The organism is Romboutsia sp. (assembly GCF_051659545.1).
Taxonomy (GTDB): Bacteria; Bacillota; Clostridia; order Peptostreptococcales; family Peptostreptococcaceae; genus JBOFOR01.
Genome location: NZ_JBOFOR010000314.1, coordinates 1 through 10,638, shown reverse-complemented (window position 1 = coordinate 10,638; position 10,638 = coordinate 1). Strand labels below are relative to the sequence as shown.

General features: G+C 28.9%; 17 protein-coding genes. 1 reads left to right on the top strand and 16 read right to left on the bottom strand.

Features of this window, described 5'->3' with window-relative positions; genetic code table 11:
* Nucleotides 1-282 precede the first annotated feature (282 nt).
* The 15 genes from ACRC03_RS18965 to ACRC03_RS18895 all read right to left on the bottom strand — a co-directional run bounded on the left by ACRC03_RS18965 (nt 283) and on the right by ACRC03_RS18895 (nt 9,734).
* Complete coding sequence (locus tag ACRC03_RS18965) at nt 283-918, bottom strand: NUMOD3 domain-containing DNA-binding protein (RefSeq protein ID WP_438654174.1); 636 nt, start codon at nt 916-918, stop codon at nt 283-285.
* Between the two features lie 112 nt (nt 919-1,030).
* Nucleotides 1,031-1,912: a hypothetical protein gene (locus ACRC03_RS18960; RefSeq protein ID WP_438654173.1), complete on the bottom strand. Its 882-nt coding sequence runs from the start codon at nt 1,910-1,912 to the stop codon at nt 1,031-1,033.
* Nucleotides 1,912-2,553 (bottom strand): BppU family phage baseplate upper protein, encoded by a 642-nt coding sequence (locus ACRC03_RS18955; RefSeq protein WP_438654172.1) that lies wholly within the window; start codon nt 2,551-2,553, stop codon nt 1,912-1,914. The genes ACRC03_RS18960 and ACRC03_RS18955 overlap by 1 nt, the downstream gene beginning before the upstream one ends.
* 14 nt (nt 2,554-2,567) lie before the next feature.
* A complete protein-coding gene (locus ACRC03_RS18950; protein ID WP_438654171.1) occupies nt 2,568-2,948 on the bottom strand; it encodes an HNH endonuclease in 381 nt (126 codons plus the stop codon).
* A 64-nt stretch (nt 2,949-3,012) separates the two neighbouring features.
* Entirely contained in the window at nt 3,013-4,701 is a 1,689-nt protein-coding gene (locus ACRC03_RS18945) for a terminase large subunit (protein ID WP_438654170.1), read from the bottom strand.
* Nucleotide 4,702: 1 nt separating this feature from the next.
* Entirely contained in the window at nt 4,703-5,317 is a 615-nt protein-coding gene (locus ACRC03_RS18940; protein WP_438654169.1) for a hypothetical protein, read from the bottom strand.
* Between the two features lie 250 nt (nt 5,318-5,567).
* Nucleotides 5,568-5,885, bottom strand: coding sequence for a hypothetical protein (locus ACRC03_RS18935; RefSeq protein WP_438654168.1), 318 nt, complete (start codon nt 5,883-5,885; stop codon nt 5,568-5,570).
* Nucleotides 5,882-6,160 carry a hypothetical protein gene (locus ACRC03_RS18930; RefSeq protein ID WP_438654167.1) on the bottom strand — a complete coding sequence of 93 codons (279 nt, stop codon included), beginning with the start codon at nt 6,158-6,160 and terminating at the stop codon, nt 5,882-5,884. Before ACRC03_RS18930 ends, ACRC03_RS18935 begins: the two co-directional genes overlap by 4 nt.
* A 19-nt stretch (nt 6,161-6,179) precedes the next feature.
* The gene (locus ACRC03_RS18925; protein WP_438654166.1) at nt 6,180-6,416 is read right to left on the bottom strand and encodes a hypothetical protein; all 237 of its coding nucleotides are present in this window, start codon (nt 6,414-6,416) and stop codon (nt 6,180-6,182) included.
* 218 nt (nt 6,417-6,634) lie between these two features.
* Entirely contained in the window at nt 6,635-7,033 is a 399-nt protein-coding gene (locus ACRC03_RS18920) for a hypothetical protein (RefSeq protein ID WP_438654165.1), read from the bottom strand.
* A gap of 16 nt (nt 7,034-7,049) precedes the next feature.
* On the bottom strand, nt 7,050-7,364 hold the full coding sequence (locus ACRC03_RS18915) for a hypothetical protein (protein ID WP_438654164.1): 315 nt from the start codon (nt 7,362-7,364) through the stop codon (nt 7,050-7,052).
* A gap of 69 nt (nt 7,365-7,433) precedes the next feature.
* Nucleotides 7,434-7,850, bottom strand: a complete 417-nt coding sequence (locus ACRC03_RS18910) for a hypothetical protein (RefSeq protein ID WP_438654163.1) — start codon at nt 7,848-7,850, stop codon at nt 7,434-7,436.
* 77 nt (nt 7,851-7,927) lie between these two features.
* Nucleotides 7,928-8,581: a hypothetical protein gene (locus ACRC03_RS18905; protein ID WP_438654162.1), complete on the bottom strand. Its 654-nt coding sequence runs from the start codon at nt 8,579-8,581 to the stop codon at nt 7,928-7,930.
* Between the two features lie 24 nt (nt 8,582-8,605).
* Entirely contained in the window at nt 8,606-8,758 is a 153-nt protein-coding gene (locus ACRC03_RS18900) for a hypothetical protein (protein WP_438654161.1), read from the bottom strand.
* A gap of 214 nt (nt 8,759-8,972) precedes the next feature.
* Nucleotides 8,973-9,734, bottom strand: coding sequence for a hypothetical protein (locus ACRC03_RS18895; protein WP_438654160.1), 762 nt, complete (start codon nt 9,732-9,734; stop codon nt 8,973-8,975).
* Nucleotides 9,735-10,090: 356 nt separating this feature from the next.
* Between ACRC03_RS18895 and ACRC03_RS18890 the strand changes: the two genes are divergently transcribed.
* Nucleotides 10,091-10,306 (top strand): hypothetical protein, encoded by a 216-nt coding sequence (locus tag ACRC03_RS18890; protein ID WP_438654159.1) that lies wholly within the window; start codon nt 10,091-10,093, stop codon nt 10,304-10,306.
* A 56-nt stretch (nt 10,307-10,362) separates the two neighbouring features.
* On the opposite strand, the gene ACRC03_RS18885 is transcribed toward ACRC03_RS18890, so the two are convergent.
* A complete protein-coding gene (locus ACRC03_RS18885; protein ID WP_438654158.1) occupies nt 10,363-10,575 on the bottom strand; it encodes a hypothetical protein in 213 nt (70 codons plus the stop codon).
* Nucleotides 10,576-10,638: the final 63 nt, after the last annotated feature.

The window sequence follows — 10,638 nt, the reverse complement described above, 5'->3', positions numbered from 1 at the left end:
GAATGATTTGGTGGTCATGAGAGTTAAATAACATAACTCCGTTGAAACTTTCAAGACCCTTATTTACAGATGTTATACTTTCCAAGTCAAGGTGGTTTGTAGGGTCATCTAATATTAATACGTTAGCGTTTGATAACATAAGCCTGTCTTATACTTAACTTAGAGCGAAAATAGGCTTTAATTATTTAAAAGCACTATAATTTCTATATTTTATATAGATAATGATACTATAAGATTTGGACAGGTTCAAGCATTATTTTCTTATTTTATCTAATATATATTTTATAGTTCCTTTTTATTAGTATTAATTAAAGCATAATCTTCTTTATACATCCATTTATATCCTTTATGTTTATTTCGGTGACCCTTACAACACATCACTATTGCCGAATTGTGAAAGCCTAATTCATCTAATTCCCTAATATTATCGTATTCATTTATAAAAGTGCTATCTAATGCTAATTGTACTACATTTCTTCTTAATGTTGATATTGAACCTTTTCGTGCTTCCCCTATTTTATCTTTTGATATTTGGTTATGCTTTTTACCCGTTCTTGCTTTTGATAACTTAGATTTTGTTTCTTCTGAAAAAGTCCTTCCCTTTAAGCATCCGTGCTTACCAAACTGTGGCTTACTAAATAATTTATATCCTTCATACAAAATCAATTCGTGGACAAGCATTTCCAACTGTATCATCAGTTCTTCATCAAAACTTTCTTCTATAATATAAGTGGTCACTTTATCTTTACCTATTTTATTTATGTGTTCCTTGTATCTACTATCTCTATTTGCAAAATCACGACCTCTTGCTCTGCTACCCTTACCTATATATATAACCTTGTTTTTGTATATATGAATATACACATAATATAATCCGTACTTGTCCTTATAATCTTTATGTCTGAATAATTTAAACATATTCTGATTTCTCCTTTATTGGAATTATACATATTTACCAATTTTATGTAACATTTTTTCGTAATATTTCCCAAGTAAATAGACATAAAAAAAATAGGACAAGCAATTAAGCCTATCCTAACTTATCACAACCTTCACAAGTTGTATCAATACCTATTATCGGATTTACACATTCTAGTATTGGTCTTTCTTCTAATGTAGTAGCTACATTTAAACATTCTTCCGTTAGTATTTTTGGAGCTGATGGATGTAATGTTATTGCTTTAGATACATCTACTTTAGAAGGGTCTACAACCATATCTTCTGTTAAAAATCTATGTTCTTGTCCATCTATAAACTGGGTAATTGCTTTAGTTGAAATTGAAGGGTCTATTGAAGGTGCATTAGTATTGTGTAATTCACTATTAATTAATCCTTGCACATAATGTATATTACCAGTAACAACTCCTGGTGATGAAGCCCACGAACCAAGATGACCTAACCCCATACACATATATTTAACTTTATCTTTGTGCATTCTATAATGCCATCTACCATCAGTAGTATCTGATGGATTAATAATAAACCCATCTCTACTCACTAATTCATATGGATATTCTTGGTCGTTTGTTTTCCTCCAAAAGAAAAATATATCTTGGTGCAATGTATGATTAGTCGAAAACCTTTTTACTTCTAATAAAGTATTTTTATCATACTCAATCCTGTGTATAGCTGTAGTAGTACTATTAAGTTTCGAAGAACTAATTGTATAAATAAAGTTTTCGTCTATCATATATACCACTTTATAATCCATAGGTGACATATTATATTCAAGTCTAAACCCATCATATCCAGTCAATATATGATGAAGTTGATATGCTACATCTCGATTATATGTAAGTGTAATGGTTTGTGTCATACCATAAGTAGTTTCATTTTTTACATCTACTTTCTGAATTGTTTTTCCAATCCCTGTTATTTTAATTGGAAGAATTGGCGACATTGACAAACTCATTATATTGTACCTCCAACTTCTCTACAAATTATATCTCCATTATTAAATGTAGTTGCTAAAACTGAGTTTTGATAGAATGTCATATAATTGTGACTATGGTCTACCTTTGCATATCCACTTAAATCTATACCACCTTCAACGGCTACCTCTATTAAACTTCTAACTTGTTCCTCATTTAGTTTTGTTGACAATTCTTTAAATATCTCTATAAATACTTCTTGCCTATGTTTACTTTCAGTTGTATTAAATAAGCATTCTGTACTTTTATATTTAAATCTAGTTAAGTATTTTCTTTCGTTTGTTTCTAAATCTAATATTGAGTATTGTATCTTATATGTACCTCTTTCACTTATCATATCAGAATTTAATTTATGCTTAATTACATTGCCATAAATAACTAATCTATAATTAAATTCTGTTTGAGATATTTTACACATCTTAGGACTTATAATATCACATATTATTTTCTTATTTGCTAGGTCTACCGTTAAATCATTATTTACAACTTCAATCTCTAAGTAAGATGTATCTACATCGCCTTGATTAAATTCTATATCTTGAATATTTTCTTCATTATCCCAATCATTTTTTGAGATATCTAATTTCACTTTAACTACTTTATCTAAATTTGTATATTTCATAAAGCTTTTACCTCCTATAAATTAAACGTTTCCGTTTTTATTTTTCTTTCATAATCCACTAGCCCACTATTTCCAATATGTTGATTACATTTTTTACATAATACATCTAGGTTTTCATAATCATAAGATAAGTGTGGGAATTTACTGAATGGCTTAACGTGATGTACTTGTAATATACTTCTATATGTTGTACCACATCTTTCACAACACTCACCAAACTCTGCTAAAAATCTATTTTTAAATCTCATACCTTTTTCACCCTCAAATGGATGTCTTTGCTTCGGCTCTTTTACTCCATTAAGTTCATCTATATATTTCTTATGGCACTTGGGACATAATATTTTGTCCTCAATATTAACTTTTTCACTCTTACATTTACTGCATATATAAATCATAATTACCTCCTAAAATATAATAACCACATCGGCTCATTGAACCTAATGTAGTTTATTTTAATTTCTATAATATGAAAACATTTATTTCATTATCTTCTTCTTCGTGTACCTGTATCATACATTTTGCGAATGTAGATGCTACAACCATATCTATTTTTCCTCTTGATTTCTTTTTCTCTAATTTTGTCTTTAAATTAGCATCACGAACTTCTTTTGTATTAACTATATTTTCTTCATATAGCTTATTTTTTTCATATGCAAATTTACCTTCTAATACATCATCTTTAAATCCTTTAGTACAAAGATGTAAGTTCGATGCACTTTGATATACTTCCATAATTGCAAATCCTTCTTCATCTAATCTCTTAGCTACATACTTTGAGAATGCTGGGTCATATCCAATATGTTTTATATTTACCCCGTATTCATCTTGAAGTTGAATTACTTTCTGTACTACAAATTCATCATCAATTTTCTTATCACCACACGAATAACAAAGTCCTTGTTCAATCATCATCTGATAATCAACTTTTTCATTCTTCATCTTGTCACTTATCTTGTCACTTGGAACAACCACGAAAGGCTTATATACGTTTTTGCCTAATGTAGTATCGTGAGTAGCCATTACAAAACTTACATTGTCATCTGATACTGCTAAATCCAAACCAATATAGACATCTTTCCCGTACCAATCATATTCCAATATTCTACATTTTCTAAAATCATCTAAAGCTACGTATTGTTCACCATCTTGCGTACTAATCCATTGATTTAGAAGTTTTATCCTAAACTCTTTCATTTTCTCAGGTACTTCTAATCCCTTTTTAAACTCACTTCTCATAAATGATATACCATCTTCCAAATTCATTTGAAGTGGTGAAGCCTTTACCCAGTTACTTTCATCTGTATAATCATCACCTTCATCAAGTTCAAATATCAATCCAAAAGAATGAATATCGTCAGTTATTCCATCTAAGTTCTTTTTATGAAGGTCGCATAAATCCCTCATTGCATTTATTTCAAGGTTATAAGCCGTTGATATATGTATCCCTAACCTTTGCTTTGTACTCATTTGAGAAAGCCTTAAAGCACCTATAACTTCGTGGTCTTTCATATTAGCAACTTCATCGACTATATATGATGTAAGTAATAAGCCGTTCACGTTGTTGCTCTCTCCCGATAAATTTCTCATAAAACTCTCGTTGGATTTACATATAATCTTATCTCGTTGTACTTTGAAACGTTTTAATAAAATTGGGTTTGCTTTTATCAATTGTTCTGTTTCTCTTTTTACTATTGCAGATATATCTCTTGTCTTAGCCCCAACAGCGTGTTGTTGGAATTTTTCACCCGTCAACATAAGAAGAATTTCTAATAATGCACATAAAAAAGACTTACCACTCTTTCTACCTATAAGTAGAACTGCATCTGTGATAAGTCTTTTTCCATTATCGATGTGTATCCATCCGAATAAATTTTCTAATATCATTGCTTGAAATCCTGCTATATGATTTATGATAGGTTCTCCCGTATAAAATCCCGTACTATAATTTATCAATGATAACAAATCATATATATATTCCACTTCATCAAAATCAAAGTAATAGTAGCTACCTTCATTATCATCTACATATTCATCATCAATACGTTTTACATATCTAGCACATTCAAGTATTATATACTTATTAGCCTTAAATTCACCTCTAAGGACTTGTTTAGCCCATTCTAAACCTATAAGGTCTTGTTGTTCCATATTACTCACCTACCGTATTATTACTGTCACTATTTCGCTTTTTATCAAGTTTCATTTTTAACTGTTGTCTTTTTTCTTCTTTTTCACTTGCTTTCTTTTCTTCTAACAATGTCATAGGGTCTACATCTTTAATTGATGTATCTACATTACTTGCTAAAGCACTTATACTTTCTGCATCTAGTGGATAGGCTTTCTTTATAGAATTAATTTTTGTAGATACCTTACCTAAAGTAGTTGATAGTTTTCCTTGTTCTTCATCATCAAATGAAGTTGCAATTCTATACACTAAATCCATTTCTCTATATTCTAGCATTATTAACTTTGCTAACTTTTCAATGTCATTGTCACTTGCATATTGCCCTGGATAGTCCTCTTGTTTAAAGATGGTGTTTCTATAATAATCAAATTTATTTCGCCACTCTTTTTTCAATGCTTTACTTTCCTTAGTTTCAATACCCCTTTGATTTTTAAATATCTTAGGATATTCATTCATATTGCTTATTAAATCTATATCTAGCTTACTAGCTATTTCCTTCTTCTTTGCAATCATTTCACCTTTAGTTTCTTTACTTAAGTGATTACCTGTTACCCTACTTGGGTCTTTTCTTTTACTCATTTTTTTACCTCTACTTTCTAATTAAACTTACTATTTGCAACTGTTTCACTATTCGTGTATAATAATAAATATAGTAATTTACCAACATAAACCAATTGTAAAACTACTAAAAAAAAGTACTCGGATGGTTTATTTTTACGCATCCCATCATCAGTCTTTCGGTTTCTTTCACCCAATGCCCATTACCCCAAGGGGGTACTAAAAAAGAGAATATCTTTCGATACTCTCTATACTCTAAGCAATCTATTTATTATTCTTGTAGTAATAACTTTACATATCTTCTATCATTCATATACTTAATAGCTATAATAGAATAAGTTATATCCTCATACTTAATCATATTGTGATAATCAATCTTCTTCTTTGGCATAACTACTAACAATTCTCTTTGATGTATATTAATTGGTATCGGTCTGTCCTCCTTATCCTTATAATTAATAGCTAATTCTTTAGCTTTAACTCTACCTACAACAACATATTCCTCAATAGTAAATCCATTATCATCAATCTCTGTTTTCTTTTCTATTACATCTACTATCTTATTAAGTTCAGCTCTACCAACCATCATAAGTTCCATCCTCCACTTGCAATAAGTTTCTTATTCTCTGTATACTTACTTATCTTAATTTGCTCTTGTGCATTATATACTTCTCTTATTTCTAATCTTATAGAGTACTTGATATCCTCTATTTCTTCTTGTGTTAGACTGTCTAATGTTCTACCATTTAATAACTCATTTTGTATAGATTTTAAATCTTCTGCTAAAACATTATCATCTTCATCGTGATGCATATTCAACATACTCTTTATATCATCTATATTTACTAAAAGTTCACAATTCACGATATTACCTCCTATATTTTTATATTTGACTATATATAATTTCTTTTTTTCTCAATGTATTTAAGTCATCTATACTTAACACTTCTGCCATTTCAAATAATATATTGGCACTTATTACTTCACTTTTGAACCAATTATAAATACTTGATTTATTGTATTTTGTTTGTGCTGCGAAATTAGGTATACTTCCATATTTATCATTTATAGCTTTCTTTAATACTTTTGTATTTACTTTATAAATTATTTCTTCATTCATAACATCCTCTCTCTTTCTCTGTATAAATTCTTAGATTTTATACTTTCTACGTAAAATAAAAATAGACCCTTAATTGGGTCTACGGTGTACTATGTACTAAGTTTCATTAATAGATAGAGGAATAAATATAAGCAGAATATTTATCCCTACATATATATTTGTAATCAGGCGACAGTTTAGTACAAGTATGTTTTGTAAAATTAACAAAATTGTAATATTTATTCCATAAAATACCCTCTAAGCTTGCCTTCTATTTCTTTTTTTCTATTATTTTCTATATTATCAATACCTAAAAATCTCTTTTTACTTATTACATATCCCACTTCATTTTCATCGACTTCAAAGCCTAACACATAAGCCCAGGACAATAACCCTATATACTTATCTATTGATACATTCTTAGTTTGACCATATAGTATCTTATATATTGATTTTCTATTTTCATATCCAAGAAACGAACCAATCTCTGCAAGTTCCTTTTTATATGATAATCTTTCTGTACCATATAACATATCATATTTATTTTCTACAAACTCACATTCATCATCCCAATTATCAAGTATATATTCTAGTAACTCTTTTGGCTTGTGAGCCATTCTTAAAGATGTTCTCAACATAATATATCAACCCTTTCTATGCTATGTACCCGTGTGGACATTTACCTTTATAACACTTCTTGCACAAGTCCTCAAAGTTACAATTTTGAGGTATCTCAATATAATATCTTCCAAGACTAGCTTTTTCAAAGTGTATAATCCCTATAAATCTTAACCAACGAAATAAATGACTATCATTCTTGTGCCTATCACTTATCTTATTCCTTTTATATGTAAGCCTTATGAATTTTAGTAATTCTTCTTGTTCTTTTACTCCTAATTCCTTATCAAACATCTTATGCTCTTTGATAAATTCAAATACTTTTTCTTTACATTCAATATTTTTTAACATTATAATCACCTTACCTACTGGGAATTTAATCCCAGTAGCCTTTCATTTATATTTTCTAAAATCCATATTTTATCTACCATCTTCTCTTTCAAAACAACAAGTTTCTCTATCCTCACAACATTCATCGCAATCGCCTATACAAACTTCTTCGCATTCACAATCATCTAGTACATTATCGCATCCTTGACATAGGTATTCTGCCACATCGTGGTAATAAGCCGTTAAAGGTCTATTACTTATTTCATAGATAGCATCATCTATAACTAATCCGTTACCGTTATATACTTGTTTAATTGCTTCCATAAGAGTTTTATCTTCCTCATTTAATACTTCTACCGTTTGAAGATTAAATTCCTCTGCATACCATTCTTGTGGTATCCAAGCACTTCTTAAGATTTTACTTTCTGAGTAATATCTACCTATCATTACCCCTCTATCCATTTTTACTCTAACCTCTTTAACCATTTCTTTACTTAATATTTTCATTTTATTAACTCCTTATATTTCATACTCGACCATATGCCACCATTTTTAATTCAGAATAATATTCATTATCAACGTTTTTATATAGATATACCTTCACCTACTGCACACACCCAATTTGTAGGCTTTTCATTATCTAATATTTCTTGTATCAACTTAGATTTTCTATCTTCATCTTTCATCCTAGACATTCCACTATTTAATTTCATAGGTATTATCTTAACTGTGTACTTACTATATATCTTACTATTGGTACTATCTTTATCTAAAGCCCACTTATCGCCTTTGTAGTCCTTTATTAAATAACTTTCATATAGTAAAGAACCGTTATACATTTCTAATATATCCTCTACAAAGTAACTAAAGTTATGCCACTCATTGCATACTTTTACACCTTTGGCACCGTAGATTGGGTACTTTGTATGTTTTGGATTGTAGCATCTATTTATCATATTTGACCATATACTATATAAAGGATGTGTACTATTGCATTTAAGCCTATTAAAATCAATTCCTTCGCCTAAACATCCAATGTTGTATACTGATTTTCTATATGGATTTTTAACCTTTTTATCTATAATATTACTTGTATCTACTTCATTTATATACTGATACGGCTCTAAGAATCTAACAACTCTATAATTAGTTCTATCACATTTTCCTATAATCTCGAACTTCTCCCCATATCTATTTTCGTGTATTGTACCCAATCCATATTTTTCAATTTTTCTCATTGTATCCACCTTTGTAGAATATTTTTATTCTACCCTTTCATTTGCTTTTTTGCTTACATAATCATTTAATACTTTTCTGCATAAATTACCTAAAGTTCTATCTTCTTTTTCAGATGTATATTTAAGAACTTCATAAGTTTCTTCATCAACTCTTATAGAAAATATCTTACCTTTCATAACGTCACCTCTTTGTGTTAAATCGTGTTATTTTGTGTTACACTGATATTATACAGAAAATTACGATAACTGTAACATTCAGTTCAGAAGTTTTTTATTTTATTTTTAAACTTCCAAAAACATAAAAAATAGAGTACGTTTAGTACTCTATCTTAGTTCATTATAATTAACTCATAAAAATGGATCTGATTCTTACTGAAAACAAATTATCATTTTATTTAATATCATCTTCTTCATCTAATAATTCATCATAGTCGCTAGACGGGTCATAAAAATCTCTTATCTTTTCATACAAGTTCCAAATATGAATATCAAATAATTTTAATAATTTTTCTATTTTTTCTGATGTATATTCTACTTCATCCTCTATCTTTATATTGGGATATATTTTACCAAAATCATTAACGGCTCTTTTGTTCACTATACCGTTAAAATGAACTAGCAAGTTCCTCTCTATTCTAAATATATTTGCTTCATCTATGAATTCCTTATCAATTTCAAACTCATAATATCTCTTACATATCTTATTTATTTCTTTTAACTTTGAGGTAATTCCTGTTAATGATTGGTCTAGTATATTATCTACAAATAATTCTGTTATATCATTTTTATCTTCGCAATTAATAGCATCTTCATACTCTAGTCTTATTTTGTTATTTGCAACAACCGAACTATTATACATACAAACGGCTTTATATATTCTTCCTAAACATTCATCAGCAACTATGTAAAAATTTAAGTAAATCATCTTTAATAGTTTCTCTTCCATATTGAAGTTTACTTTTTCTACATATTTATCCATCATTGATTTAAACACTTCATCAACCTCAACTTCAAGTTTAGGCTTATTCCTTAACATAGCATCAAATATTCTACTTTCTGAACCTAGCCATTCATAAGCTTTCATTATGTCATGGTCTGTTCCCCAATCATAAAAATCATCTCTATCAAAATATTTTCTTTTTTTATCTTTCAATATGTATCCCTCCTTGAAAATCTTAAACTACATTATACCATTTATTTACCTTAATTTTACAAAATATGATATAATTTACTTGTCCTCTTTAAAGAGGATAAATATCCCAATAAGGAGGTGTTTTTCACTGGTTATGGATTTTAAACATAGTCCCAAGATATTCGTAAGTTCTAAGAAAAGGTATGGGACAAAAGCTAACCGTTAGTATGTCTTACGGAAAGATGTACTAACAAACTATTTCATTCAAACTAATTTATAAAAATTTTCCCTGAGAATTTAGTTCTCTAAAAAATGGTTCGGTAGGGTTTCGTCATTTCGAGCATAAAAAAATTTTTATAGTTACGGGAGAATGAGATATGAAACAAATGGTAAAAAAAACAGGAAATGAAAGTGTATTAATTTGGCTTGCTTCTAGCTACATATTAAATGAGGTCTTAGGATTTCTAAATACAATGTGTGTAAAGTTTTTAGAATGCAATCAAATACCAAATGAAACTAAAGCATCAATTATATTTATGACAATGTTTCTTTTGGTTATATACTGTTACAAAAAAAAAGGAGATGGTAGGTAAACTGCCACCTCTTTTTTGTATACTATCTAACTAGAAAAGTATTCTACTTGTTAAACTTATTTTAAATTACATTCAGGGCAATCTATTTTTTTAGTATCTACTTTTTCTAATGCCCATCTCCTTGCTTCATCGTAATTTCCATTACCTGTTTGACTATAATGCTCTCGCCAATACTCAAACATATCCAACTCATGGTCTAAAGGTATTTCTATTTTACCTGTATCACGGCATTCACGACATTTATATATTGGCATTCCATATAATTTCATTTTTGTACCCCCTTTTATTTAAGTATTCATATATTATAACATAATATTCCAATACAAACTAAT